Raw genomic sequence first — 25364 nt, forward strand, 5'->3', positions numbered from 1 at the left:
TTGGGCAGCGTTTTTTATGTGCGGAATTAGCCGTTATCGACCACTATCTCGCTCTTTCGCAGCAACGGGCAGCGAGTGAGGCCGATAATGCCGCTGTCAGAATGAATGTATTGTGCTGTACTGAATCCGCGCGCGGTAAGGTACTTGCACTGGATACCCAGTCCGCCCGCATTTTCTTTACTGCCCATCAGCACGCCATAACCCGCCAGCAGTAAACCCGTCCAGATCAGGGCTATAACGATCAGTGTACGAATAAAAAAGCGCATTATTGCCTCATTTTTTTAATGACTGCCCCATAGCGTAACCGATACATTTGCGTTAACAAGCCTATGATTCCGAAAGGCTCGTCTTCACGGTACAGTTAGGCATGGTTTAAGTTGCGCATGATAACCTGGCATCAGGCAGTTATGGACGGAGAGTGGAGTGAAAAAAATACGCTGGGTGATTCTGGTGCTGGTATTGCTGGCCTGTGTGTTGCTCTGGACGCAGACCATCAATGTGATGTGTGACCAGGACGTACAGTTTTTTAGCGGTATTTGTTCTGTGAATAAGTTTATCCCGTGGTAACGGGCATTTTTCTCGCAAATGATTTCCTTCCTGAACGCGAGTGGTAATATGAGCGTTTTTATTGGGGGGTGAAATGGGTGAGTTAGTGAATTCCGGGATGCTGAGCGTGGCATCTCTGGCGATCTCGGTGCTATTGCTGGTGGTGGGGCTGGTTTTGTGGTTTTTTATCAACCGTGCAAGCTCCCGTACCAATGAGCAAATTGAACTGCTTGAAACGCTGGTCGATTTGCAGAAACGACAGAACGCGCTGCTGCGCCGCCTGTGCGAAGCCAATGAACCGGAAGAGAAAGTAGCACCAAAAGCGGCAGAAGAGACGGCTAATAGCCAGGACGATGACTTTATTCGTCTGGTAGCTGAACGCTAACCAGTCAGGGGAGGTGAGTATGGCCTGGAGCAATCCCTGGTATAACGCCTCCCTCGCGCATCATACCCCGCAGGGTTTTCGCAATGTCGATGGCGCTGAGCACCAGCCTGGCGATGTCGAACGCTGGCAGAAAGAGCGAAAAGCCGCCCGCCTGCCAAAGCCGCCCGAACAGGGCTATGAGCATTTTATCCGCCAGTGGTGGCAACCTGTCACCCTGAATAACCATGAAGAGGACGGCGTCTGGTGGCTGGGACATGCCAGCTTGCTGCTACGCCTGAACGGGAAATACATTCTCACCGATCCGGTCTTTTCCCGCCGCGCTTCCCCGGTCCCCTTTGCCGGACCTGCCAGAAAAACGCCGTCGGTGATGAGCGTTGCGGCGCTCCCACCGCTGGATGCGCTGGTGATTTCCCATAACCATTATGATCATCTTGACGCCGCTACGGTACGCCAGCTGGTGCGACGTTTTCCGCAGCTCACCTTTTTTGTGCCCTTAGGCCTGGGAGAATGGTGTCGTCGTCGTGGGGCAAAACAGGTTGTCGAGCTGGACTGGTGGCAAAGCTATGTCTTCGAAGGAGTGGTGTTCACCGCCGTTCCGGCGCAGCACTGGAGCATGCGAACCCTGTGGGATCGCAACCGCTCGCTCTGGTGTGGGTGGGTCTTTGAAGGGCAAAACCAGCGCTTCTGGTTCAGCGGCGATACGGGCTACACCCCAGATCTGCTGACTATCCCCCAGCGGCTGGGAAAACTGGATACCATCGCGATACCCATTGGTGCCTATGCACCACGCTGGTTCATGTCGATTCATCATATGGATCCGCAGGCAGCGGTGGCGCTCTGGCAACAGCTGGGCATGCCGCGGGCGATCCCCATCCACTGGGGCGTGTTTGAGCTGACGGATGAGTCACTGGATGAACCGGTCAGAGAGCTGTCTCAGACCCTGAGGGCGTTGTCGCTGCCGGACGATAACTTTCAGCCCTTGCGCATTGGTCAATATTTATCCATATAAACTATTACGAGTTCAGATAGTACTTATTCCGTATTAAACCGACGCGGATCATATTTTAATTTAATCGAAACGTTTTGATTGCCTTTTTTTGAGGCAGGTTCATAAAAATATCATTATTTTGGTGCATAGCGACGAACAACGTTGCGATGTATATAAGTTAAACAAGCGAAGCGCCCAGGGCTGTTTTAAGCAAGGAAACAAATCTCTGCCGTTGCGATTAAAACAGCATAACTTCTTACCAATTGTTCTAACGGAAATAACCCTGTCACGAAATCAGCTTCGCTTGCTGGACGATCTGAAGTTATTGGTCTAAGGTAAAAAAGTCTTTGATAACAGCGTCTCCCCTGACGGTTACTGATCGCGCAACAAACAGGCTCTGTATACACGTAAGTGCATTACTGTGCAGATTGTGGCAAATCAGTCCCCCAATTTGTGCGGCTGATCGAGACACGTTTAAAAATGGCTTGCCATTATTTAAGTTGTATGTGATAACACGGTTTGGGTCAAACGAGGTACAGTTCTGTTTATGTGTGGCATTTTCAGTAAAGAAGTCCTGAGTAAACACGTTGTCGTTGAATACCGCTTCTCTGCCGAACCTTATATTAGTGCCTCATGCAGTAATGTCTCAGTTTTATCTCAGTGAATGCCCACGGGCTAAGAAAACATTCAAAGGAATTTTGCAAATGGCAAAGATTAAAGGTCAAGTTAAGTGGTTCAACGAGTCTAAAGGTTTTGGTTTCATTACTCCTGCTGACGGCAGCAAAGATGTGTTCGTACACTTCTCTGCAATCCAGGGTAACGGCTTCAAAACTCTGGCTGAAGGCCAGAACGTTGAGTTCGAAATTCAGGACGGCCAGAAAGGTCCGGCTGCTGTTAACGTAACCGCTATCTGATCGAACCCCTGCCTTGTCTGAAGCGTTTCGACGTTTCAGTTGCAGAGATAAAGCCTCGCTTGTGCGGGGCTTTTTAATGCAATTTTTTCAAAGTGTTACCACCTGCGTCTCTGTTTGCAGTTTGTTGCAAAGCTGCGAGAGTATTAGCATTGTTTTCCCCATCAGGACGCAAATTTGCCGTTAAATCAGGGCGTTGTTATTCAGCCCTGGAGTTCTGGTGAAAAAGAAACCCGTCAATCCCGCAGCAAACTTCACCCCGTTACGTTTTGCCCTTCTGTGTGTCGCCATTCTTGGCAGCCTGGTTTTCCTGCTCGGGCGCGTCGCCTGGCTGCAGATTGTGAAACCGGATCCCCTCGTTAAGCAGGAGGATATGCGCTCCCTGCGGGAAGTCGCGATTAACGCTCCGAGAGGAATGATAGTCGACAGGGCGGGGCGGCCGTTGGCGGTGAGCGTGCCGGTGCAGGCAGTGTGGGCCGATCCGAAAACGGTGCTGGCGAAAGGTGGGGTCGGATTTGATAATCGCTGGCAGGCGTTAGCCAGTGCGCTGCATTTGTCCCTTCCCAACCTTGCCGCGCGAATCAACAGCAATCCGCAGGGGCGTTTTATCTATCTGGCTCGCCAGGTGGATCCTGCCCAGGCCCAGTGGATCGATAAGCTCCATCTACCGGGTATCAGCCTGCGCGATGAGTCCCGGCGCTTCTACCCGGCCGGGCACGTGGCGGCCAATCTTATCGGCTTTACCAATATCGACGGGCAGGGTATTGAAGGAATAGAGAAAAGCTTTAATGCGCAGTTGACCGGTAAGCCCGGCCTGCGACGCGTCCGCGAAGATCGCTACGGTCATGTGATTGAGAATATTACCGAAGTTCCGCCCGTACCGGCCCATAATATTCAGTTGAGTATTGACGAGCGGCTGCAAACTATCACCGAAGATGCGCTGGACAATGCCGTGGCGTGGAACAAAGCGGAATCGGGCGCGGCGGTGCTGATCAATATCCAGACCGGGGAGATCCTCGCTATGGCCAACTTCCCGGATTTCAATCCCAATAACCGTGACGGTGCCACGCTGAATGATTTTCGTAATCGCGCCATCAGCGACACCTTTGAACCTGGTTCCACCGTCAAGCCACTGGTGCTGATGACCGCGTTACAGCAAGGGCTGGTGCAGCCAGACAGTGTTATCGACACCCATCCCTATACTCTGGCCGGACACCGCATTCGCGACGTCGGTTACTACCCGGAACTGACGCTAACCGGCATCCTGCAAAAATCGAGCGATACCGGCGTGTCCCGCCTCTCACTGGCAATGCCGATCCAGCGTCTGCTGGACACCTATCATGGGTTTGGTTTTGGTCGCTCTACCGGCCTTGGATTAACAGGGGAGAGCAGCGGCCTGCTGCCTGAGCGTAAATTCTGGAGCCAGCTCGATCGCGCTACCTTTGCGTTTGGCTATGGCCTGATGGTAACTCCGCTTCAGCTGGCGCATGTCTATGCCACCATTGGCGGCAATGGCCTGGAACGTCCACTCTCCATTACTCGTATTGATCCGCCGGTGATCGGCACGCAGGTGATGCCAGCATCTATTGTGCAGGAGGTGGAGCACATGATGGAGAGCGTGGCCTTGCCTGGCGGCGGCGGGGTTAAGGCAGCAGTGCGTGATTACCGCGTAGCGGTGAAAACCGGCACCGCGAAGAAAATCGATGACCGCGGCAACTATGTTGATAAATATGTGGCCTATACCGCCGGTGTTGCACCAGCCAGCCGGCCTGTCTTCGCCCTGGCGGTGGTCATTAACGATCCACAAAACGGGGCCTATTACGGCGGGGCGGTCTCTGCGCCCGTGTTCAGCCAGATTATGGGTGACGTGCTGCGCATCGAAAACATCAAACCTGATGGATTACCGGCCGATTCCAGCCATCTCATCGTAATGCGTTAAGCAAGGCGTTTTACAGCGGGGCGATTAGCGGTACACTTTCGCCCTTTATGATTGCCCGGAGTTCCCATGACATTCTGCTGTCCTCTTTGCCACGCGCCGCTGGCGCATACGGATAAAAGTTACGCCTGCCCACAAGGGCATCGGTACGATATGGCGAAAGAGGGCTATGTCAATCTGCTGCCGGTACAGCATAAGCGTTCGCGCGATCCGGGCGACAGCGCAGAGATGATGCAGGCGCGCAGAGCCTTTCTCGATGCGGGTCATTATCAGCCTTTGCGCGACGAAGTTGCCGGGAAGCTGGCGGCGTTATTACCTGCAGGGGCGACATCAATTCTCGATATTGGCTGTGGGGAAGGGTATTACACCGCCGCCTTTGCCGACACCGCCCGGGAAAAAGGCGCGTCGACCTTCGGGCTGGATGTCTCAAAATCCGCCATCCGCGCTGCAGCCAAACGCTATTCGCAGGCCACCTTTTGCGTGGCATCCAGCCACCGTCTGCCGTTTGAACAGAGCAGTATGGATGCGGTGATCCGTATCTACGCCCCCTGCAAAGGCGAAGAGTTAGCCCGGGTAGTGAAAGAGGGGGGCTGGGTGATCACCGTTACGCCAGGTCCACGTCACCTGATGGAGCTGAAAGGGCTGATTTACAATGAGGTTCTGCTGCATGCGCCGCACTCGGAGCAACTGGCAGGCTTTGTACTTCGGGATGAGCAATCGCTGGCTTATAACATGTCCCTGAGCGGAACTGAGGCAGTGGCGCTGTTACAGATGACGCCGTTCGCGTGGCGGGCAAAACCAGAAGTGTGGGAGACGCTGGCAAAACAGGAACTTTTCAGCTGCCAGACAGATTTTAGCATCCACTGCTGGCAGCGCGTCGGTTAACCGGCGAAGTGGCTCCACATAATCTGCACGCCAATACCGATTAACACGATACCGCCGAGGATCTCGGCGCGTTTGCCTAACAGCGGGCCGATAAACCGGCCGACCATCATCCCCAGGGTGGACATGATTAAGGTCGCGCAACCAATGGCCAGCGCGGTGGCAATGATGTTCACCTGCAGGAACGCCAGCCCGACGCCTACCGCCATTGCATCAAGGCTGGTGGCGATCGCCGTGGTGACCAGCAGCCAGAAGCCGTGACGCTGAACCGGCTCGTCGTCACCGACATCATTGCGAATACCTTCGATAACCATACGTCCGCCGAGGAAAGTCAACAGGATAAAGGCGATCCAGTGGTTCCATTCCAGCACGAACTGGCTGGCAAGCATCCCCAGACCCCAGCCGATCAGCGGCGTCAGGGTTTCGATAGCGCCAAAGATAAGGCCGGTACGCAGGGCTTCAGAGAATTTGGGTTTGTGGAGCGTGGCGCCTTTCCCCATGGAGGCGGCAAAAGCATCCATAGACATACCAAAGGCCAGAAGAAGTGTTGCAGAGAGGTTCATCAGCGCGTCCAGACCGGGAATATCCATATGACACATCACTGCCCCCAGTAAACAGCAGTTGATGCGTCTATGGTCTCGCCTGATCCCTCTGCCTGACGCAGAAACAATCCGTACGTGCCACGTTTTGCAACGAGTATGTTGACACGTACATTTCCGGCATACCGGAAATCGGCTACTCCCCAACGACGGGCGCAACCTTAACATATTTTGAGAAGTTAAAACAACAACCGGAAAGTATTATTCGTTCTATTCGATGATAACGATTTTCATTTGGATGCTGTTGTGAAAATAACGTTAAGAATATGGCGTGTATTCACAAAAGAAATATAGCTTTGGCTATAAGGCAGGGTAAAACCCACATCCAAATATAGCCAAGGCTATTATTTTAACTCATTGAGTTTTAACGAGTAAGTGATATATCTTCTCGAGATCGTCGATATTCTTTACCCGGATAAGCAGGCGTCGCTGCTCTAATTGCATCACCAGTACGCCGTCTTCTGATAAATTCATCTCTTTAATGCGGTTATATTCTATCCAGACATTGGCGAAAAAGAACCCAGCAGGTTTGAAGATTATTTTCGGCACCCGCATCCAGAACAGATAAAAGGCCATTAATGCCAGTGCACATAATAACCATGTGGTTAATAAAGCACCCTGGCTCATCACGTTGTTATAAATCAGGATCATCAGCAGGCCAGCAAAGATGACACCATCAACGCGGCCGCGACGCAGCAGGGGGATCGTGAGCAAGGTCGTACCGTTGCGGCGGGGCATGATCAATTCGTCGTAAATGGCATACGCCAGAAGGGCAGCAATAAAGACAACCAGTACGATGTCCGTGACCGTCATTCATCCTCCAGATAAAAAAACGGGGGCATACTTGCCCCCGGTGTATTCAGCAAAAACTTACAGACCCAGCAGACCGATAGCGTAACCCACGATACCGATAACGAAGAAGCCGACGATGATCCACAGCGCATTCACCTTCTTGCGCAGCAGCCACATACAGGCGAAGGTCAACAGCAGCGGCACCAGGCCCGGCATCAGTTGGTCAAGGATGGTTTGTACCGTGGTCACGCGCGTCTGGCCATCCTGGCCGGTGATGGTTGACACCACCAGCGGGATGTTGACGTGCGTCCACTTGTTCACCAACGCCCCCATGACAAACAGGCCGAGGATTGACGCCCCCTCGGTCAGTTTTTGCAGGAAGCCGCCGCCCATATCCTGAACGATATCCACGCCCTTACGGTAGCCGTACGCCACGCCGTAGTAACGGGTCGCCAGACGTACCACGTTGAACAGGATAAAGAACAGCAGAGGACCAAGCAGGCTACCGCTCATGGCAATACCCGCACCCAGCGCTGCAAAGACCGGACGTACAGTCCCCCAGAAGATCGGGTCACCAACGCCTGCCAGTGGCCCCATCAGACCCACTTTGATACCGTTGATGGCACCATCGTCGATCTCAGCACCGTTCGCACGCTGCTCTTCCATCGCCAGCGTTACGCCCAGTACCGGGGCCGCGACGTACGGGTGGGTGTTGAAGAATTCCAGGTGACGCTTAATCGCCTGACGACGCGCGTCGTTGTTTTCCGGGTACAGACGTTTGATCGCCGGCACCATCGAGAAGCAGAAGCCCAGCGCCTGCATACGTTCGAAGTTCCATGAACCCTGGAACAGGTTTGAACGGATGAACACGCCACGAATATCCCCTGGAGTCAGTTTTTTCTGAGGGGTAGTTTTAGTCATATCAACCATGTCGCTCACCTGCTAGTCCAGTTCGTTATCGAGATCGTTATTACCAGCAACCTGTGCACCACCGGCTACGCGGTTATATTTCGGGCTGAGCTGGATGTAGAGGATAGCCATTACCGCACCAATCACGCCCAGTGCAACCAGGTTGAAGTTGGTAAATGCCGCGGTAACAAAGCCGAGGTAGAAGAACGGCATCAGGTAGCCTGCGCGCATCATGTTGATGACCATCGCATAACCCACCACCACGATCATGCCACCTGCAATGTTCAGACCGCCGGTAACCACCTCTGGAATAGCGTTCAGCATGCTCTGCACTTCACTGGTGCCGACAGAGATCGCCACGATAACCGCCGGGATAGCAATACGCATCGCCTGCAGGAACAGGGACGAGACGTGGATCCAGGAGAGCGCCGTCAGGTTGCCATTCTCCGCTGCCTTGTCAGCCGCATGCTGGAACGCAACGGTGATGGTACGCACGATGATGGTCAGAACCTGACCTGCAGCTGCCAGTGGAATAGCCAGCGCGATACCGGCACCGATGTTTTGATGGCCGGCAATAACCAGAACGGTAGAGATGATGGAGGCAAGCGCCGCATCCGGGGCCACGGCGGCACCGATGTTCATCCAGCCGAGGGCGATCATTTCCAGGGTACCACCGATGATGATACCGGTTTTCATATCCCCGAGAACGGCACCGATTAACGTACAGGCAACCAGCGGACGGTGAAACTGAAATTCATCAAGTACGGATTCCATACCCGCTATACAAGCGACGACGAACACCAGCACAATCTGAAGAGTGGTAATCTCCATTGTACTTCTCCTATGACATAAGCTTTATGTGAAAATCAGCGCAGGGTTATTTCCCGACTTTGCCGATCAAATCCATCATTTTCAGTTTCTGATCGGTGGAAACTTTACGAGCCTCGAGCTCAATACCGCGGGCATTGAGTTTTTTAAAGGCTTCGATATCTTTCTCATCGACTGAAATCGCATTGTTCACCTGGGTTTTACCCTGACGGAACGCCATACCACCAATGTTGACGGACGTAATGTTCACGCCGCCTTCGACAACGCGTTCAACGTCTGTCGGATTGGTAAACAACAGCATGATGCGTTCACCCGCATATTTCGGGTTGTTATAAACGCGGATCATTTTGGCAACGTCCACCACGTGGGCGGTCACGCCCGGCGGCGCTACCTGGGTGAGGAGGGTTTTACGGACCGTATCGGCGGCCACTTCATCGCTGACCACGATGATGCGCTGCACGTTGGTCTCTTTGGTCCAGCGGGTCGCAACCTGACCATGAATCAAACGGTCGTCAATACGTGCCAGGCCAATCTGCATGTAATCGTTCGGACCCATCGGCTTTTGCTGGGCGGCGGGTTTCGCAGCCGCTGCGGCGGCAACGGGTGCGGCTTTTGCGACCTCAACCGGTTTCGCTTTCAGCGCTTTCACGCCTTCGCGACCGGTTTCGACCGCCAGCGCAACCAGCTCGTCAAAGGTTGGGTTATCGTCGCGTGCCATCAGGGTTTCAACCAGCATCGGAATATTGACCCCGGCGACCACCTCATACTGCTCTTTATCGACCACAATGCGGCTGGCGGCGTTAAACGGGCTGCCTCCCCATGTGTCAACAAGGAACAATACGCCGCTGCTGGTATCCAGTCTGGACAGTTGAGCCGTGTATTTTTCTATCAGTGTCTCGGCGTTTTCACCGGGAACGAAATCGATCCAGCCGACGTTTTCCTGTTCGCCTAAAAGCATTTCTGCGGTTTTAAGTAACTGCTCTGCAGCCCAACCATGTGTGCCTATAACAATAGCAATAGTCACTTGCTACCTCCTTTTATTATCGTTAATGCCCCGCACGAGTGAGGCATTAGTGATCATCTTCGAAAGAACGAATCGATTCAGATAAGGGTTAGAGTTCAATGAACTAAGACTTACGCGATTTATTTTAGACAGTGAAAAAATAATTTATGTGATGAAGATCCGTAATTTAGCCTAAGCCAACCAGATATTTCTGTGATCGAAATAAGCACGGAAACATCTGTTTGCAAAGGAAAGTAAATCTTTGCCACAAAGCCCAGGTCTCTGATATGTTTAGCTTCCGTTTACTTGTCAGGAGTATTGGGCAGTAGCCCACTGTATGGACCGTCACCGACGCCAGTCACACATCCGGCCAACTCTGGCCAGCCTTACCGGCTATTCACGCCACTCACTGTTTACGCCTTTTACCGTTTCGCCCGAATCTGTCGTGGCGCCGTTTTGCCATTCCTTTAGCAGGAGCTTGTCATGGAATTCTTAATGGACCCGCAAATCTGGGTAGGATTGCTCACGCTGGTTGTGCTTGAGATCGTTCTCGGCATCGATAACCTGGTGTTTATTGCTATCCTTGCCGATAAACTTCCGCCTAAACAACGAGATAAAGCACGCTTAATTGGCCTGTCACTGGCGCTGATCATGCGTCTTGCGCTGCTGTCGGTCATCTCCTGGATGGTGACGCTGACGCAACCGCTGTTCACCGCATTCGATTTCACCTTCTCAGGGCGTGACCTGATCATGCTGCTGGGGGGGATATTCCTGCTCTTCAAAGCCACAACCGAGCTTCATGAACGGCTGGAAAACCGCCAGCATGATGACGGACACGGTAAAGGCTACGCCAGCTTCTGGGTGGTGGTACTGCAAATTGTGGTGCTGGATGCCGTCTTCTCCCTCGACGCGGTGATTACCGCTGTCGGTATGGTGAACCATCTGCCGGTGATGATGGCCGCCGTGATCATTGCGATGGCGGTGATGTTGCTCGCCTCGAAGCCGTTGACACGATTCGTCAACCAGCATCCGACCGTGGTGGTGCTCTGTCTGAGCTTCCTGCTGATGATTGGTCTGAGCCTGGTGGCAGAAGGTTTCGGCTTCCATATTCCGAAAGGCTATCTGTACGCCGCAATTGGTTTCTCCATCATTATAGAGATGTTTAACCAGATTGCCCGTCGCAACTTTATTCGCCAGCAGTCGAACCAGCCGTTGCGTGCCCGTACCGCTGATGCGATCCTGCGTCTGATGGGGGGCCGCCGTGAAGCCAAAGCCCAGCAGGACAGCGATAACCATGTTCCGGTTCCGGTCCCGGAAGGCGCCTTTGTGGAAGAAGAGCGTTATATGATCAACGGCGTTCTGTCGCTGGCCTCGCGCTCCCTGCGCGGGATCATGACCCCGCGCGGCGAGATCAGTTGGGTTGACGCTAGTCTGAGCGTGGAAGAAATCCGCCAGCAGCTGCTCTCCTCCCCGCATAGCCTGTTCCCGGTGTGTCGCGGTGAGCTGGATGAGATCATTGGTGTTGTGCGCGCCAAAGAGATGCTGGTGGCGCTGGAAGAGGGGGCAAACGTTGAAGCCATTGCCGCCGCGTCGCCTGCCATTGTGGTGCCAGAAACCCTCGACCCGATCAACCTGCTTGGCGTACTGCGCCGTGCCCGGGGTAGCTTTGTTATCGTGACCAACGAGTTTGGCGTGGTACAGGGTCTGGTTACGCCGCTGGACGTACTGGAAGCGATTGCCGGTGAGTTCCCGGATGCTGACGAAACGCCAGAAATCATCAATGACGGTGATGGCTGGCTGGTCAAAGGCACCACCGACCTGCATGCCCTGCAACATACGCTGGGTCTGGAACATCTGACCAACCACGATGAGGATATTGCGACGGTGGCCGGTCTGGTGATTGCCGTTAACGGTCAAATCCCGCGTACTGGTGATGTTCTCGAATTACCGCCGCTGAAGATAACGATCGTGACCGCTAATGATTACCGCGTTGACCTGGTGCGCATTGTTAAAGAGCAATCTGCCCACGACGAAGAAGAGTAATCAGGGTAATAGCGGCATCATCGTCCCGTTGTGCGTGGCTGGCGGAGGTGAACTCTCTGCCAGCCACTGCGGGAAATCCCGCAGTGGCATTGGCCGTGCATACAGGAACCCCTGCAGAAACTCCACGCCGTGCAGCCGAAGATGGCTGGCCTGGTCGCAGGTCTCCACCCCCTCCGCCACCAGCTCAATGTTCAGGCGTTGAGCGAGGGCAATAATAATATCCGTCACCGTCGAATTAACGGCATCGGTGCCAATAGCGGCGGTGAAGGATTTATCAATTTTTAGCACCTCAGGATTGAGTTTTTCCAGCCACGAGAGCGAGCTGTTGCCGGTGCCGAAATCATCGATCGCCAGCTTGACCCCTTTCTGATGCAGTGCCTCCACAATGTTGTAATCCATCTCCAGCAGGGTATCGCGCTCGGTAAGTTCAATCACCAGTTGCTGTGCTGGCTGGGCGCTGAACCAGACGTGGTTCAGGTCGTGGAGAAGCACCCCGTCGCGAAAGTGGCTGGCCGCCACGTTAATGCCAATATGAAAACCCGACACGGTGGGGAATATCGGCAGATGGTTGACGGTTTCGATCAGCACGTAGCGGGTGAGGGGGACAATCAGGTTATGCTCCTCTGCCAGCGGAATAAAGATATCCGGAGAAATCCACCCCTGCCGCGGGTTATTCCAGCGCAGAAGAATTTCCACCCCGGCACAATCCTGCTTTTGGGCATCGATCAGCGGCTGGCAAAACAGCTCGAACTCACCGGTCGCCAGCCCGTAATTGATCTCTCGCGTAAAACTCATCCGACTGGCAGTGGCAAGCCAGGCGATATACCCCACAAGCATGGTGAGTATCACCGCCAGCGGCAGCTGTGAGGGCAGGCTTCTCAGCGCCAGGTCCGTCGGGCCGGGGCCGTTCACGGTAATGGTGAAAGGGAAATTGCCGGAGGCCTGCTGATACACCGTCTGGTCGCTGTCAAACACCAGCGCATCCGAGAGCTGGCGGTCATGATTCAGATGTTTTCCGCCCACGCTGAGGTTGACGTCGTTGATGATCGGCAGCTCTGGCTCCAGCAGCAGTCGGGCAATAAGCTCGATATTGACAATTTCCATGACCCCATCGTCACCTTCGCCGGGCACCGGATACCACTGAATAAGCACCGGGCTGCCTTGGAGCAGGGCCTCATCGGTAGTGAGAAACAGTAAAGGTTGGGAGGCGGGCAGTTGGGGCTGGAACTGGCTGATGGGAATATCGCGTTCGCCGAACATGCTGGAACAGTAGAGAATGCCGTCTTTGATCAGGCCAATCGAGCGCACGGTTTGCAGGGAGGCGGCCTGTTTACGCAGTAAGAAATTGACCTCCATGCAGGGCAGGCCGATCAGCGGTTGCACCACGTCGCGCCCGGTCTCCAGAGGCTGCAGGATCTTATCCAGCGTTTCAACCGCATGTGACACGAAGGCGGCGGTAGATTGCTGATTTAAATTGCGCTGTGAAATAAAGCCAATAATTAGCGTGCAAACGAGGGTAGTAAGTGACAACACCAGGCAGACGATAATCCGTTTGCGGCGATAATTGGTAATTATCCTGTGAGCTGTTTGCATGCCACGGCCACCCGAAAAGCCACTGGCGTGAATGCCCGTGGCAACTCAGGTAGTGTAGTGGGCATTATTTCAGGTAACGAGAAAAGTTCATGAAATTCGCCCATCCGTATCAGATGGGCGAAAAGGGTATGAAAGACAATAGTTGCAGGGACGTCGTCAGAGGATTAGTCGCACTGCACCTTGATCGCCAGCCCGCCGCGAGAGGTTTCGCGGTATTTGGCGTTCATGTCTTTGCCGGTTTCATACATGGTTTCGATCACCTTATCCAGCGAGACGCGCGGTTCGCTGGTGCGGCGCATGGCCATGCGTGAGGCGTTGATGGCTTTCACCGAGGCAATGGCGTTACGTTCGATGCAAGGCACCTGCACCTGACCGGCAACCGGGTCGCAGGTCAGACCGAGGTTATGCTCCATGCCGATCTCTGCGGCGACGCACACCTGTTCCGGGCTGGCGCCCAGCAGCTCAGCGAGACCGGCCGCCGCCATCGAACAGGCCACGCCAACTTCACCCTGACAGCCCACTTCGGCGCCGGAAATAGAGGCGTTCATCTTATACAGCGCACCCACCGCGCCCGCGGCGAGGAAGTAGCGGATGTAGATGTCCGGGCTAACCGATTCGATAAAGTGATCGTAGTAGGCCAGTACCGCCGGAACGATACCGCAGGCACCGTTGGTCGGTGCCGTCACGACACGTCCGCCCGCGGCGTTCTCTTCGTTCACCGCCAGGGCAAACATGTTGACCCAGTCGATCACATTCATCGGATCGTTGGAATACTTATCGGTGGTGACCAGCATCCGGCGCAGGGCAGAAGCACGACGCGGTACACGCAGCGGGCCAGGCAACACGCCTTCGGTGTTGATGCCGCGATCGATACAGGCACGCATGGTCTGCCAGACGTTAGCAAAATAGTCTTCAATCTCTTTTTTGCTGTGCAGCGCCAGTTCGTTCTGCATCACCATGCCAGAGAGGGACAGGCCGGTCTCTTTGCAGTAATCCAGCATCTCTTTTGCTGACGAGAACGGGTAAGGCACGTTCACGTCGCCCGCAGTGTCTTTACCGAAATGCTCTTCGTCGACAATAAAGCCGCCGCCGATGGAGTAATAGGTTTTGCTGTAGACCACTTTATCGCCGTTAAAGGCGTGGATCTGCATCCCGTTTTCATGCAACGAGAGGTTGTCGCTGCGAAAACGCATGCCGTCGTCCTGCGGGAAATCCACTTCCTGCCGGCCATTGGCCAGCAGCAGACGACCGCGCGTTTCCACGTCGCGGATAAACGCCGGAATGGCGTCAATATCTACGGTGTCCGGCATATTTCCGGCCAGACCCATAATAATGGCGATATCGGTGTGGTGGCCTTTACCCGTTAATGACAGTGAACCGTAAACGTCCACAGCCACACGAGTAATGCTGTCCAGTAATCCTTTTTCGACCAGGTCATCGACGAACTGTTTACCGGCCTTCATTGGCCCGACAGTGTGGGAAGAAGAGGGACCAATCCCCACTTTGAACATGTCGAATATACTAATCACTTTAACACTCCTGACAGGGTTACCAGTTTTCCAGTAACGATGTAATAACTTCGCATAGTGTAAGAGGGAAGCCCGTCGTCAGCTTAACTATTCACATGAATTAAACTAATGGCTAAGACGGGATTAACTAATAGCGGGAGGCGGATCGCAAAGGAGTAAAAAAGAGCCGAATGTAAAGTATAGTCAAGGTTTCAGGCCGATCTGTAGCGCCAGCTCGCGAATAATTCCCGCGGTCATGCCCCAGACAAAATAATGCTGATACCACGAGAGCCACACCCGATGATCGTGGCCACGGCGTTGAATATCCAGGGGATGATAACGACCCAAACGCAGGGCTTCCGCCAATGGCATTTCGAATACCGACTCCACTTCGTCAACGCTGGCATGGTAGTGCAAATTTGGTGGGATAATCCCGACAACCGGCGTCACCTGAAAACCGGTCACGCTGTCCACCGGTGGCAGGACACCAATCACCTCGACTTTATGCGGCGGGATCGCCACCTCTTCTTGCGCCTCGCGCAGAGCTGCGGCAATCAACGACGCGTCGGTGCTATCCACCGCGCCGCCAGGAAACGCCACCTGACCGGCATGTTTGCGCATCTGCGAGGAACGACGGGTCAGCAGCAGACCCGGTTGCTCCCGACGCACCACCGGGATTAACACCGCCGCCTGACGCTGATTCAATGAGGTGCTGTTCACCTGCGGGCGCAAAAGCTGAAAACGCGATAAAAAGTTGTCGAGGGTCAGGTCGCGGGTATCCACCAGTTAGCTCTCCAGTTGTTGCAGAATACGATTCACTTTATCAAAGGTTTCCTGATATTCCGCCGCCGCCTGGCTGTCAGCCACCAGTCCGCCGCCTGCGGAACAGTAGATCTGTCCGGCCACCGCCGTCAGGGTGCGAATAGTAATGCTGGTGTCCATCCCGCCGCACAGGCTGAGATAGCCGATACTGCCGCACCAGGCGTTTCGGCGATGTGGCTCCAGCTCGTCGATAATTTCCATCGCCCGCACTTTAGGCGCGCCGGTAATCGACCCGCCCGGGAAGGCGGCACGCAGCAGATCGCACGCGGTCTGCGCAGGCGGCAGCCGGGCGGTAATGGTGCTGACCAGATGATGCACAGCAGGGAAAGGCTCCACCACGAACAGCTCCGGCACCCGCACGCTTCCTGGTGCCGCCACCCGGCCAATGTCGTTTCGCATCAGATCGACGATCATCAGGTTCTCGGCGCGATCTTTCGGCGAGGTGGCGAGCTTTTCTGCCTGCTGGCGATCGGCATCTGCCTCCGCCAGCCGCGGCAGGGTGCCTTTGATTGGCCGGGTCTGGATGACGCCCTCCGCCAGATGGATAAAACGCTCCGGCGAAAGACTTAAAATGGCCCCCTCTTCAAGGCGTAAAAAGGCGCTGAACGGGGCGCGGTTGCTGGCATTCAGCCGGGTAAAGGCCTGCCACTCGTCGCCCTCATAGCTGGCCTGAAAACGCTGGGCCAGATTCACCTGATAGCAGTCGCCGCTGTGCAAAAAGGCCTGCACGCGATCGAATTTTTCCCGGTATTCCGCCGCCGTCATATTGGCTTGCCAGCCGGAGGTGAGCCGGAACGCGGGCACCGTGGCGGGGGCGCGATGTGATTCCAGCCACGCCAGCCTGGCTCCGGCATCGCCATGGCACACCAGCGAGACGCTTTGCTGTTGATGATCGACCACGATCGCCCAGTCGTACAGGCCGACAGCCATGTCTGCCAGGGTGATATCGCGCTCGGCCCGTTCCGGCAGCTTTTCAAAGCGGCGGCCAAGGTCGTAGCCAAACAACCCCAGCGCGCCACCCTGGAAGGGCAGGGCCGGATTCGGCGTGCAGGGCAGGCCCATCTCATCAAGCGCCTGCTGGAGCAAACTCAACGGGCAGGCGTCCGAGTGAACACCGTCAATCAGGGTATCCGCGCCATGGGTCACCAGCGTCGTGCGCGGGTCGGCCACCAGAATGTCAAAGCGACTGTAAGGATGATCCGCATGGCCGGAGTGCAGCAGCATTGCCCAGGGGAGATGGCTTATTGGCGCGAACCAGAATTCTGCGGCGTCCGTGCGCCAGGGTAATGTCAAAACAGTGGGGGATAACGGGTTCATGGGTGGTAGACTACCGGGCAGCGTGAAATAATTAGCGCTGATAATTTAGCAGGAGTTGACGATGTTTGCAGGTTTACCTTCACTGAGCCACGACCAGCAGCAAAAGGCCGTCGAGCGTATTCAGGAGCTGATGTCCCAGGGGATGAGCAGCGGACAGGCGATTTCTCAGGTGGCACAGGAGCTGCGCGCCACCCATACCGGCGAGCGGATCGTGGCGCGCTTTGAAGATGAGGATGAAGAAGAGTAACGCGCTTACACCGCGGCGATAATCTTAATCTCAACCTTATACTGCGGTTTCATCAGCGTCGCCTGTACCGTGCAGCGTACAGGCGCGTGACCGGCCACCACCCACTCATCCCAGGCTTTGTTCATCGCCGCAAAATCGTCTTTGCTGGCAAGGAAAATGGTCGCATCCAGAATGCGGGACTTGTCGCTGCCCTGTTTTTCCAGCACCGCGTCGATCTGCGCCAGGGTATTGGCGGTCTGCTCATAGGCCTCAGCATCGAGATTCGCCGGTACGCCGGTGTAGTACAGGGTCTGGTTGTGGATCACAACATCTGACCAGCGGGCTTCGGCATCAATGCGCACAATTGTCATACAGGTTTCCTTATGAATGTCTGTTTCAGCAGGCAAGACTGCCATATTGTTTTGCCTGCGTCACTCTCGACTGGCGCCAGGACGAGCGGCCTGACATAATCCCCTGTGCAAAAATACAGGGGGCAGAGTGGCAGACGATTTCGCAGCAGACGGACAATTAGCAAAGGCAATTCCCGGTTTTAAGCCGCGCGAGCCGCAGCGACAGATGGCGCACGCGGTAGCCGATGCCATCGACAGCGCCCAGCCGCTGGTGGTAGAAGCAGGAACCGGCACCGGTAAAACCTATGCCTATCTCGCGCCCGCGCTGCGCGCCAAAAAGAAAGTGATCATCTCCACCGGCTCAAAAGCGTTGCAGGATCAGCTTTACAGTCGCGATCTGCCCACCGTGGCCAAAGCCCTCAAATACAAAGGCCGCCTGGCCCTGCTGAAAGGGCGCTCTAACTACCTCTGTATTGAACGTCTCGAACAACAGGCGCTGGCGGGAGGCGATCTGCCGGTGCAGACCCTCAGTGATGTGATCATTCTGCGCAGCTGGGCCAACCAGACCCTCGACGGGGACATCAGCACCTGCGCCAATGTGGCGGAAGATTCTGCCGTCTGGCCGCTGGTCACCAGCACCAATGATAACTGTCTCGGCAGCGACTGCCCGTTATATAAAGACTGTTTCGTGGTCAAAGCGCGTAAAACGGCGATGGATGCCGACGTGGTAGTGGTCAACCATCATCTGTTCCTCGCGGATATGGTGGTGAAGGAGGGTGGCTTTGGCGAGCTGATCCCCGAGGCCGACGTATTGATTTTCGATGAAGCCCATCAGCTCCCCGATATCGCCAGCCAGTATTTCGGCCAGTCCCTCTCCAGCCGCCAGTTGCTGGACCTGGCGAAAGATTTCACCATCGCCTACCGCACTGAACTGAAAGATACCCAGCAGCTGCAGAAGTGCGGCGACCGCCTGGCGCAAAGCACGCAGGATTTCCGCATGCAGCTGGGCGATCCAGGCTATCGCGGCAATCTGCGCGAAGTGCTGGCCGATCAGCATATCCAGCGTGCGCTGCTGCTGCTCGACGATGCGCTGGAGCTTTGTTACGACGTGGCGAAGCTTTCTCTCGGCCGCTCGGCGCTGCTGGATGCCGCCTTCGAGCGCGCCACGCTGTACCGTGCCCGCCTGAAGCGGCTGAAAGAGTTTAACCAGCCAGGCTATAGCTACTGGTATGAATGCAATTCACGCCATTTTACCCTTGCCCTGACGCCGCTCACGGTGGCCGATAAGTTCAAGGAAGTGATGGCCCAGAAACCGGGCAGCTGGATCTTTACCTCCGCCACGCTGTCGGTCAACGACGATCTGCACCACTTCACCGAACGTCTCGGCATCACAGAAGCGAAATCCCTGCTCCTGCCCAGCCCCTTTGATTACGCCACCCAGGCGCTGCTCTGCGTGCCGCGTAATTTGCCGCTGCCTAATCAGCCCGGCGCCGCCCGCCATCTGGCGGCCATGCTCAAACCGATGATCGAGGCCAATAACGGCCGCTGCTTTATGCTCTGTACCTCGCACGCCATGATGCGTGACCTGGCGGAGCAGTTCCGGGCCACCATGACCCTGCCGGTGCTGTTGCAGGGTGAAACAAGCAAAGGGCAGCTGTTGCAACAGTTTGTCACGGCAGGCAACGCCCTGCTGGTGGCGACCAGCAGCTTCTGGGAAGGGGTGGACGTGCGCGGCGACGCCCTGTCGCTGGTGATCATCGACAAACTGCCCTTTACCTCGCCGGACGATCCACTGCTGAAGGCGCGCATGGAAGATTGCCGCCTGCGCGGTGGCGATCCCTTTGACGAGGTGCAGCTCCCGGACGCGGTTATCACCCTTAAGCAGGGAGTGGGGCGTCTGATCCGCGACGTGGACGATCGCGGGGTACTGGTGATCTGCGATAACCGGCTGGTGATGCGCCCGTACGGGGCTACTTTTATCGCCAGCCTGCCGCCGGCACCGCGCACCCGGGATATCGATCGCGCGGTGCGCTTCCTGGCGGCGTCTGAGGCGGAGTAATTTACTGACGGGTGTGTTAAAATGCGCGCCTTTTTGTGACTGACCCTTGCGAGAGCGCGACAACACATGCGAATTCTGGCTATTGATACCGCTACAGAGGCCTGCTCTGTTGCCCTGTGGAACGACGGTAAACTCTGTGCTCATTTCGAAGAGTGCCCCCGGGAACATACCCAACGTATCCTGCCTTTGGTGAAGATGATCCTCGCCGAAGGCAACACCTCCCTGAATAATCTCGATGCCCTGGCCTATGGCCGTGGCCCCGGCAGTTTTACCGGCGTGCGCATCGGTATTGGCATTGCCCAGGGGCTGGCGCTGGGTGCCGAACTGCCGATGATTGGCGTCTCGACGCTCGCCACTATGGCCGAGGGCGCCTGGCGTAATACCGGAGCGACTCGCGTGCTGGCCGCCATCGACGCCCGAATGGGCGAAGTCTACTGGGCAGAGTACACCCGCGATGAGCAGGGCGTATGGCACGGTGAAGAGAGCGAAGCTGTACTTACGCCGGAAGCGGCGGGCGAGCGCATGAAGCAGCTTTCCGGCGAGTGGGCAACCGTCGGAACCGGCTGGCCAGCGTGGCCGGAGATGGCAAAAGAGAGCGGCCTGACGCTGGTGGATGGCAAGGTGCTGCTGCCTGCCGCGGAAGATATGCTGCCTATCGCCCGTCAACTGCTGGCCGCAGGTAATACCGTGGCGGTCGAGAAGGCCGAACCGGTTTATTTGCGAAACACCGTAGCGTGGAAGAAACTTCCAGGCCGGGAGTGAATCTCAGTATCAGAGCCTGAGAAAAAGGAGTCGCATCATGGCGGTTCAAAAATATGTAGTTCGTCTGCTGACCGTCGGGGCGCTGGCCCTGGCATTAACAGGATGTGTCTCTGTCCCTGATGCGATCAAGGGCAGCAGCCCTACGCCGCAGCAGGATCTGGTCCGGGTAATGAATGCCCCAGAACTGTATGTCGGCCAGGAAGCACGCTTCGGCGGCAAAGTGGTGGAGGTCTTCAACCAGCAGGGGAAAACCCGTCTGGAAATCGCCACCGTTCCGCTGGACAGCGGTGCGCGGCCGCTTCTGGGTGACGCCTCGCGCGGACGCATCTATGCCGATGTGAATGGTTTCCTCGACCCGGTGGACTTCCGTGGTCAGCTGATCACCGTAGTCGGTACGATCGCCGGCGCGGAGCAGGGCAAAATTGGCAACACGCCGTACAAATTTATGGTCCTGCAGACCAACGGCTATAAACGCTGGCGAGTGGTGCAGCAGGTGATGATGCCGCCGCCGGTCGATCCCTGGTACTGGGGACCGCATCCCTGGCGGTATGGCTATGGTTACGGTGGCTGGCCAGCTTACGGCCCCGGACCCGCTCAGGTTCGGACAGTAGTAACAGAGTAAGTGACTGTTATTATTGAATAAGAAACAGCGGCCAGGCCGCTGTTTCGTTTTTTCCACGGTTATAACAAAAATAAATAGTGACGCGCTTCGCAACCTTAAATCCGGACAATTAATAAACTGGTACGCTGAGTTAATATTATGTTAACGACTTGTTTATTAACCGGGGCTGTGATGACGACGAACACGCATTTCAGAGGTGATGTAGTGAAGAAGGTTTGGCTTAACCGTTATCCTGCGGATGTGCCTGCAGAGATAAATCCTGACCGTTATCAATCCCTGGTTGAACTGTTTGAACATTCCGTCACGCGCTACGCCGATCAGCCTGCGTTTGTGAATATGGGCGAGGTGATGACCTTCCGTAAGCTGGAAGAGCGCAGCCGGGCATTTGCGGCCTACCTGCAACAGGGTTTAGGCCTGAAAAAAGGCGATCGGGTAGCATTGATGATGCCTAATCTGCTGCAGTATCCGGTGGCACTGTTTGGCATCCTGCGCGCCGGGATGATCGTGGTTAACGTCAACCCGCTCTACACCCCGCGTGAGCTGGAGCACCAGCTGAACGACAGCGGCGCGGCGGCGATTGTGATTGTCTCAAACTTCGCGCACACCCTGGAAAAAGTGGTCGATAAGACGCAGGTCAAACACGTCATTCTCACCCGGATGGGCGATCAGCTCTCCACTGCGAAAGGGACGCTGGTTAACTTCGTCGTCAAGTACGTTAAACGTCTGGTGCCAAAATATCACCTGCCGGACGCCATCTCCTTCCGCCGGGCGCTGCACAACGGCTACCGGATGCAGTACGTGAAACCGGAAGTGGTGTCCCAGGATCTGGCCTTCCTGCAGTACACCGGCGGCACTACCGGGGTTGCGAAAGGGGCGATGCTCACCCACCGCAACATGCTGGCGAACCTCGAGCAGGTGAACGCCACCTACGGCCCGCTGCTGCATCGCGGCAAAGAGCTGGTGATCACCGCGCTGCCGCTCTATCACATCTTCGCGCTGACCATGAACTGCCTGCTGTTTATCGAGCTGGGCGGGCAGAACGTCCTGATCACCAACCCGCGCGACATTCCGGGCCTGGTGAAAGAGCTGGCGAAATATCCTTTTACCGCCATGACGGGGGTAAACACGCTGTTCAACGCCCTGTTGAACAACAAAGAGTTCCAGCAGCTTGATTTCTCGACTCTGCATCTGTCGGCGGGCGGCGGGATGCCGGTGCAACAGGCGGTGGCGGAACGCTGGGTGAAGCTCACCGGCCAGTATCTGCTGGAGGGCTATGGCCTGACCGAGTGCGCCCCGCTGGTGAGCGTGAACCCGCACGATATCGATTACCACAGTGGCAGCATTGGCCTGCCGGTGCCCTCCACTGAAGCCAAACTGGTGGATGACGAGGATAACGAAGTGCCGCATGGCGAACCGGGCGAGCTGTGCGTGAAAGGGCCGCAGGTGATGCTGGGCTACTGGCAGCGCCCGGACGCCACCGATGAAATCATTAAGGACGGCTGGCTGCACACCGGGGATATCGCGGTGATGGACGACGAAGGCTTCCTGCGTATCGTCGATCGTAAGAAAGACATGATCCTGGTCTCCGGGTTTAACGTCTATCCGAACGAGATCGAAGATGTGGTGATGCAGCACAATGGCGTGCTGGAAGTGGCTGCGGTGGGCGTTCCGGCGGGCAGCAGCGGTGAAACGGTGAAAATCTTTGTGGTGAAAAAAGATCCTGACCTCAGCGAAGAGGCGCTGATCACCTTCTGCCGTCGCCAGCTGACCGGCTACAAAGTGCCGAAACTGGTGGAGTTTCGCGATGAACTGCCAAAATCGAACGTCGGGAAGATATTACGACGAGAATTACGTGACGAAGCACGCGCCAAAGTAGACAATAAAGCCTGAGCTTCGTGTTAGTCACCCCAAGACGCTGGCCATGCCAGCGTTTTTTTATGGGCGCAAACCAAAGAGAATATGATTTGAATTACCAGATGATCACTACCAACGACGAGCTGGCTTCGCTGTGCGATGTCACCCGTGACGCCCCCGCCATCGCGCTGGATACCGAGTTTGTGCGTACCCGCACCTATTATCCGCAGCTGGGTCTGATCCAGATGTATGACGGTAAACATGTGTCGCTTATCGACCCGCTGGGGATCACCGACTGGGCGCCAATGCGCGAGTTGTTGCTGAATACCGCCATCACCAAATACCTGCATGCCGGCAGTGAAGATCTGGAAGTTTTCCTCAATACCTTCGGCATTATGCCGGAACCGCTGATCGACACCCAGATCCTTGCCGCCTTTGCCGGGCGCCCGCTCTCCTGGGGTTTTGCCGCCATGGTGGAAGAGTATACCGGGCTGGTTATCGACAAGAGCGAATCCCGCACCGACTGGCTGGCGCGCCCGCTGACGGAACGCCAGCTGGATTACGCGGCGGCGGATGTGTTTTACCTGCTGCCGATTGCCGGTCAGCTGATGAAAGAGGCTGAAGCCTCCGGCTGGTTGCCTGCCGCCCTGAATGAGTGTCGCATGACGCAGCTGCGTCGTCAGGAGACCACCGATCCAAAAGAGGCCTGGCGCGATATCAACAACGCCTGGCAGCTGCGCACCCGCCAGCTGGCCTGTCTGCAACTACTGGCCGACTGGCGTCTGCGCAAGGCGCGGGAGCGTGACCTGGCGGTGAACTTTGTGGTGCGTGAAGAGCATCTGTGGGCGGTAGCGCGGTATATGCCGGGCAGTCTGGGCGAGCTGGACAGCATCGGGCTTTCCGGTTCGGAGATCCGCTTCCACGGCAAAACCCTGCTGGCACTGGTGGCGAAAGCGCAGGCATTGCCGGATGAGGCGCTGCCGGAGCCGCTGTTGAACCTGATGGATATGCCGGGCTATCGCAAAGCGTTCAAGGCGATTAAAGCCCTGGTTCAGGAAGTGGCAGCGGAGAGCAAAGTGAGTGCTGAGCTGCTGGCCTCACGCCGTCAGATTAACCAGCTGTTGAACGCGCACTGGAAGCTGAAACCGCAGAACGGTACGCCAGAATTGATGGCAGGCTGGCGTGGGGAACTGATGGCCGCTCGCCTGAACGCCTTGCTGGAAGAGTATCCGCAATAATTGCGGTCTGTAACCCCCGGCGGCGCCAGGCTTGCCGGGGTTACAAACGCTGGGCCGGGCAAACAACCTGCCGCCCGGCAATGCGCTCAATTATGAACGCGACTCTTCCGCTTCCGGCAGGGTCACGTTTAGCTCCAGAATCGAGATATCCCCGTCCTTTTGCTCCAGCTGCACAGTGACCATTTCCGGGTCAATCTGCACATACTTACAGATCACTTCCAGAATATCTTTGCGCAGCTGTGGCAGGTAATGCGGTTCCGCGTCGCTGCGGCGGCGTTCTGCCACGATGATCTGCAGACGCTCTTTTGCGATGTTAGCGGTGCTTTTTTTCCGCGAGAGAAAAAAGTCCAGTAATGCCATAACTTATCCTCCGAACAGGCGTTTGAGGAAACCTTTCTTCTCTTCTTCGATGAAGCGGAAAGGACGTTCTTCTCCGAGCAGACGATCTACCGTATCCGCATACGCTTTACCGGCGTCTGCGTTAGCATCGAGGATAACCGGCTCACCCTGGTTAGACGCGCGCAACACGGATTGATCTTCCGGGATGACGCCAACCAGTTTAATGCGCAGGATCTCCAGCACGTCTTCCATACTCAGCATATCACCTTTATTGACACGACCCGGATTATAACGGGTCAGCAGCAGGTGCTCTTTAATCGGTTCTTCGCCATTTTCCGCACGGCGGGATTTCGAGGCGAGGATCCCTAAAATACGGTCGGAGTCACGTACGGACGACACTTCCGGGTTGGTGGTGATGATCGCTTCGTCGGCGAAGTAGAGCGCCATCAGCGCGCCCGTTTCGATGCCTGCGGGTGAGTCACAGACCACGAAATCGAAGTCCATTTTTTTCAGCTCATCGAGCACTTTTTGCACGCCTTCACGGGTCAGGGCATCCTTGTCGCGCGTCTGCGAAGCGGGAAGAATATAGAGGTTGTCGGTACGTTTATCTTTAATCATTGCCTGATTCAGCGTGGCGTCACCCTGAATCACGTTCACAAAATCGTACACCACGCGGCGTTCACAACCCATAATCAGGTCAAGGTTACGCAGGCCGATATCGAAATCGATAACGACGGTTTTCTTTCCCTTCTGGGCCAAACCAGTAGCGATGGCCGCGCTGGAGGTGGTCTTGCCAACGCCTCCTTTACCCGAAGTAACAACAATAATGCGTGCCATAGAAATTCCTTGTTA

27 protein-coding genes and 1 pseudogene are annotated in these 25364 nt (G+C 55.8%); 15 read left to right on the top strand and 13 right to left on the bottom strand.

Features of this window, described 5'->3' with window-relative positions; genetic code table 11:
- Window positions 1–26: 26 nt before the first annotated feature.
- Entirely contained in the window at window positions 27–266 is a 240-nt protein-coding gene (locus tag ABIE02_RS08435) for a YobH family protein (protein WP_032611522.1), read from the bottom strand.
- 157 nt (window positions 267–423) lie between these two features.
- Here ABIE02_RS08435 and mgrB point away from each other — a divergent pair, with 157 nt between their 5' ends.
- The 7 genes and pseudogenes from mgrB (at window position 424) to rlmA (ending at window position 5651) form a co-directional block, all read left to right on the top strand.
- Window positions 424–567 carry a PhoP/PhoQ regulator MgrB gene (gene mgrB, locus ABIE02_RS08440; protein ID WP_032611520.1) on the top strand — a complete coding sequence of 48 codons (144 nt, stop codon included), beginning with the start codon at window positions 424–426 and terminating at the stop codon, window positions 565–567.
- Window positions 568–640: 73 nt separating this feature from the next.
- A complete protein-coding gene (locus tag ABIE02_RS08445; RefSeq protein ID WP_032611519.1) occupies window positions 641–931 on the top strand; it encodes a YebO family protein in 291 nt (96 codons plus the stop codon).
- A gap of 19 nt (window positions 932–950) precedes the next feature.
- Window positions 951–1940, top strand: coding sequence for an MBL fold metallo-hydrolase (locus ABIE02_RS08450; RefSeq protein WP_077227058.1), 990 nt, complete (start codon window positions 951–953; stop codon window positions 1938–1940).
- 526 nt (window positions 1941–2466) lie between these two features.
- Window positions 2467–2605: pseudogene (locus ABIE02_RS08455) on the top strand (DUF2627 domain-containing protein); the annotation flags it as partial.
- 18 nt (window positions 2606–2623) lie between these two features.
- The gene (gene cspE / locus ABIE02_RS08460; RefSeq protein ID WP_001062678.1) at window positions 2624–2833 is read left to right on the top strand and encodes a transcription antiterminator/RNA stability regulator CspE; all 210 of its coding nucleotides are present in this window, start codon (window positions 2624–2626) and stop codon (window positions 2831–2833) included.
- Between the two features lie 217 nt (window positions 2834–3050).
- On the top strand, window positions 3051–4769 hold the full coding sequence (ftsI, locus tag ABIE02_RS08465) for a peptidoglycan glycosyltransferase FtsI (protein ID WP_032611512.1): 1719 nt from the start codon (window positions 3051–3053) through the stop codon (window positions 4767–4769).
- 66 nt (window positions 4770–4835) lie between these two features.
- Window positions 4836–5651, top strand: coding sequence for a 23S rRNA (guanine(745)-N(1))-methyltransferase (gene rlmA / locus ABIE02_RS08470; protein WP_059307651.1), 816 nt, complete (start codon window positions 4836–4838; stop codon window positions 5649–5651).
- On the opposite strand, the gene mntP is transcribed toward rlmA, so the two are convergent.
- The 5 genes from mntP to manX all read right to left on the bottom strand — a co-directional run bounded on the left by mntP (window position 5648) and on the right by manX (window position 9800).
- Window positions 5648–6211, bottom strand: a complete 564-nt coding sequence (mntP, locus tag ABIE02_RS08475; protein ID WP_032611566.1) for a manganese efflux pump MntP — start codon at window positions 6209–6211, stop codon at window positions 5648–5650. The genes rlmA and mntP overlap by 4 nt on opposite strands.
- A 390-nt stretch (window positions 6212–6601) precedes the next feature.
- A complete protein-coding gene (locus ABIE02_RS08480; protein WP_032611507.1) occupies window positions 6602–7060 on the bottom strand; it encodes a DUF986 family protein in 459 nt (152 codons plus the stop codon).
- Window positions 7061–7117: 57 nt separating this feature from the next.
- Window positions 7118–7969, bottom strand: coding sequence for a PTS mannose transporter subunit IID (locus ABIE02_RS08485; protein WP_032611505.1), 852 nt, complete (start codon window positions 7967–7969; stop codon window positions 7118–7120).
- A gap of 12 nt (window positions 7970–7981) precedes the next feature.
- Window positions 7982–8779: a PTS mannose/fructose/sorbose transporter subunit IIC gene (locus tag ABIE02_RS08490; protein WP_032611504.1), complete on the bottom strand. Its 798-nt coding sequence runs from the start codon at window positions 8777–8779 to the stop codon at window positions 7982–7984.
- A 46-nt stretch (window positions 8780–8825) separates the two neighbouring features.
- The gene (gene manX / locus ABIE02_RS08495; protein ID WP_144837118.1) at window positions 8826–9800 is read right to left on the bottom strand and encodes a PTS mannose transporter subunit IIAB; all 975 of its coding nucleotides are present in this window, start codon (window positions 9798–9800) and stop codon (window positions 8826–8828) included.
- Between the two features lie 316 nt (window positions 9801–10116).
- On the opposite strand from manX, the gene ABIE02_RS08500 reads away from it, so the two are divergent.
- Both ABIE02_RS08500 and yoaE read left to right on the top strand, forming a co-directional pair.
- On the top strand, window positions 10117–10275 hold the full coding sequence (locus tag ABIE02_RS08500; protein ID WP_371320486.1) for a protein YoaL: 159 nt from the start codon (window positions 10117–10119) through the stop codon (window positions 10273–10275).
- On the top strand, window positions 10263–11822 hold the full coding sequence (gene yoaE / locus ABIE02_RS08505; protein WP_032611501.1) for a CNNM family cation transport protein YoaE: 1560 nt from the start codon (window positions 10263–10265) through the stop codon (window positions 11820–11822). Before ABIE02_RS08500 ends, yoaE begins: the two co-directional genes overlap by 13 nt.
- Here the strand turns inward: yoaE and ABIE02_RS08510 are convergent, their stop codons facing one another.
- The 4 genes from ABIE02_RS08510 to pabB all read right to left on the bottom strand — a co-directional run bounded on the left by ABIE02_RS08510 (window position 11823) and on the right by pabB (window position 17062).
- The gene (locus ABIE02_RS08510; protein ID WP_336994513.1) at window positions 11823–13415 is read right to left on the bottom strand and encodes an EAL domain-containing protein; all 1593 of its coding nucleotides are present in this window, start codon (window positions 13413–13415) and stop codon (window positions 11823–11825) included.
- Between the two features lie 164 nt (window positions 13416–13579).
- Window positions 13580–14944, bottom strand: a complete 1365-nt coding sequence (sdaA, locus tag ABIE02_RS08515; RefSeq protein ID WP_059307653.1) for an L-serine ammonia-lyase — start codon at window positions 14942–14944, stop codon at window positions 13580–13582.
- Between the two features lie 183 nt (window positions 14945–15127).
- Complete coding sequence (locus tag ABIE02_RS08520; protein WP_032611493.1) at window positions 15128–15706, bottom strand: CoA pyrophosphatase; 579 nt, start codon at window positions 15704–15706, stop codon at window positions 15128–15130.
- A gap of 3 nt (window positions 15707–15709) precedes the next feature.
- A complete protein-coding gene (pabB, locus tag ABIE02_RS08525) occupies window positions 15710–17062 on the bottom strand; it encodes an aminodeoxychorismate synthase component 1 (protein ID WP_144837123.1) in 1353 nt (450 codons plus the stop codon).
- A gap of 61 nt (window positions 17063–17123) precedes the next feature.
- Between pabB and ABIE02_RS08530 the strand changes: the two genes are divergently transcribed.
- Complete coding sequence (locus tag ABIE02_RS08530; protein ID WP_032611488.1) at window positions 17124–17309, top strand: YoaH family protein; 186 nt, start codon at window positions 17124–17126, stop codon at window positions 17307–17309.
- A gap of 5 nt (window positions 17310–17314) precedes the next feature.
- On the opposite strand, the gene ABIE02_RS08535 is transcribed toward ABIE02_RS08530, so the two are convergent.
- Window positions 17315–17659: a RidA family protein gene (locus ABIE02_RS08535; RefSeq protein WP_032611486.1), complete on the bottom strand. Its 345-nt coding sequence runs from the start codon at window positions 17657–17659 to the stop codon at window positions 17315–17317.
- 127 nt (window positions 17660–17786) lie between these two features.
- Between ABIE02_RS08535 and ABIE02_RS08540 the strand changes: the two genes are divergently transcribed.
- The 5 genes from ABIE02_RS08540 to rnd all read left to right on the top strand — a co-directional run bounded on the left by ABIE02_RS08540 (window position 17787) and on the right by rnd (window position 24173).
- Complete coding sequence (locus tag ABIE02_RS08540) at window positions 17787–19697, top strand: ATP-dependent DNA helicase (RefSeq protein WP_117385407.1); 1911 nt, start codon at window positions 17787–17789, stop codon at window positions 19695–19697.
- 66 nt (window positions 19698–19763) lie between these two features.
- On the top strand, window positions 19764–20459 hold the full coding sequence (tsaB, locus tag ABIE02_RS08545) for a tRNA (adenosine(37)-N6)-threonylcarbamoyltransferase complex dimerization subunit type 1 TsaB (RefSeq protein ID WP_103792063.1): 696 nt from the start codon (window positions 19764–19766) through the stop codon (window positions 20457–20459).
- A gap of 37 nt (window positions 20460–20496) precedes the next feature.
- Window positions 20497–21081 carry a Slp family lipoprotein gene (locus ABIE02_RS08550; RefSeq protein ID WP_336994514.1) on the top strand — a complete coding sequence of 195 codons (585 nt, stop codon included), beginning with the start codon at window positions 20497–20499 and terminating at the stop codon, window positions 21079–21081.
- Between the two features lie 204 nt (window positions 21082–21285).
- On the top strand, window positions 21286–22971 hold the full coding sequence (gene fadD, locus ABIE02_RS08555; protein ID WP_072250878.1) for a long-chain-fatty-acid--CoA ligase FadD: 1686 nt from the start codon (window positions 21286–21288) through the stop codon (window positions 22969–22971).
- A 74-nt stretch (window positions 22972–23045) separates the two neighbouring features.
- Window positions 23046–24173, top strand: a complete 1128-nt coding sequence (gene rnd, locus ABIE02_RS08560) for a ribonuclease D (protein WP_098946244.1) — start codon at window positions 23046–23048, stop codon at window positions 24171–24173.
- 90 nt (window positions 24174–24263) lie between these two features.
- On the opposite strand, the gene minE is transcribed toward rnd, so the two are convergent.
- On the bottom strand, window positions 24264–24533 hold the full coding sequence (gene minE / locus ABIE02_RS08565; RefSeq protein WP_032611475.1) for a cell division topological specificity factor MinE: 270 nt from the start codon (window positions 24531–24533) through the stop codon (window positions 24264–24266).
- 3 nt (window positions 24534–24536) lie between these two features.
- Complete coding sequence (gene minD, locus ABIE02_RS08570; RefSeq protein WP_223610241.1) at window positions 24537–25349, bottom strand: septum site-determining protein MinD; 813 nt, start codon at window positions 25347–25349, stop codon at window positions 24537–24539.
- Window positions 25350–25364 lie beyond the last annotated feature (15 nt).

This window comes from Leclercia sp. 1548, assembly GCF_050435045.1.
In the GTDB taxonomy this organism is placed as follows: Bacteria; Pseudomonadota; Gammaproteobacteria; order Enterobacterales; family Enterobacteriaceae; genus Enterobacter; species Enterobacter adecarboxylatus.

Bases quoted from the DNA above. Each gene is read 5' to 3' on its own strand.
- ABIE02_RS08435 (WP_032611522.1), bottom strand. From the start codon at position 266: ATGCGCTTTTTTATTCGTACACTGATCGTTATAGCCCTGATCTGGACG.
- ABIE02_RS08445 (WP_032611519.1), top strand. From the start codon at position 641: ATGGGTGAGTTAGTGAATTCCGGGATGCTGAGCGTGGCATCTCTGGCG.
- ABIE02_RS08450 (WP_077227058.1), top strand. From the start codon at position 951: ATGGCCTGGAGCAATCCCTGGTATAACGCCTCCCTCGCGCATCATACC.
- cspE (WP_001062678.1), top strand. From the start codon at position 2,624: ATGGCAAAGATTAAAGGTCAAGTTAAGTGGTTCAACGAGTCTAAAGGT.
- rlmA (WP_059307651.1), top strand. From the start codon at position 4,836: ATGACATTCTGCTGTCCTCTTTGCCACGCGCCGCTGGCGCATACGGAT.
- mntP (WP_032611566.1), bottom strand. From the start codon at position 6,211: ATGAACCTCTCTGCAACACTTCTTCTGGCCTTTGGTATGTCTATGGAT.
- ABIE02_RS08480 (WP_032611507.1), bottom strand. From the start codon at position 7,060: ATGACGGTCACGGACATCGTACTGGTTGTCTTTATTGCTGCCCTTCTG.
- ABIE02_RS08485 (WP_032611505.1), bottom strand. From the start codon at position 7,969: ATGGTTGATATGACTAAAACTACCCCTCAGAAAAAACTGACTCCAGGG.
- ABIE02_RS08490 (WP_032611504.1), bottom strand. From the start codon at position 8,779: ATGGAGATTACCACTCTTCAGATTGTGCTGGTGTTCGTCGTCGCTTGT.
- ABIE02_RS08500 (WP_371320486.1), top strand. From the start codon at position 10,117: ATGGACCGTCACCGACGCCAGTCACACATCCGGCCAACTCTGGCCAGC.
- yoaE (WP_032611501.1), top strand. From the start codon at position 10,263: ATGGAATTCTTAATGGACCCGCAAATCTGGGTAGGATTGCTCACGCTG.
- ABIE02_RS08510 (WP_336994513.1), bottom strand. From the start codon at position 13,415: ATGCAAACAGCTCACAGGATAATTACCAATTATCGCCGCAAACGGATT.
- pabB (WP_144837123.1), bottom strand. From the start codon at position 17,062: ATGAACCCGTTATCCCCCACTGTTTTGACATTACCCTGGCGCACGGAC.
- ABIE02_RS08530 (WP_032611488.1), top strand. From the start codon at position 17,124: ATGTTTGCAGGTTTACCTTCACTGAGCCACGACCAGCAGCAAAAGGCC.
- ABIE02_RS08535 (WP_032611486.1), bottom strand. From the start codon at position 17,659: ATGACAATTGTGCGCATTGATGCCGAAGCCCGCTGGTCAGATGTTGTG.
- tsaB (WP_103792063.1), top strand. From the start codon at position 19,764: ATGCGAATTCTGGCTATTGATACCGCTACAGAGGCCTGCTCTGTTGCC.
- ABIE02_RS08550 (WP_336994514.1), top strand. From the start codon at position 20,497: ATGGCGGTTCAAAAATATGTAGTTCGTCTGCTGACCGTCGGGGCGCTG.
- minE (WP_032611475.1), bottom strand. From the start codon at position 24,533: ATGGCATTACTGGACTTTTTTCTCTCGCGGAAAAAAAGCACCGCTAAC.
- minD (WP_223610241.1), bottom strand. From the start codon at position 25,349: ATGGCACGCATTATTGTTGTTACTTCGGGTAAAGGAGGCGTTGGCAAG.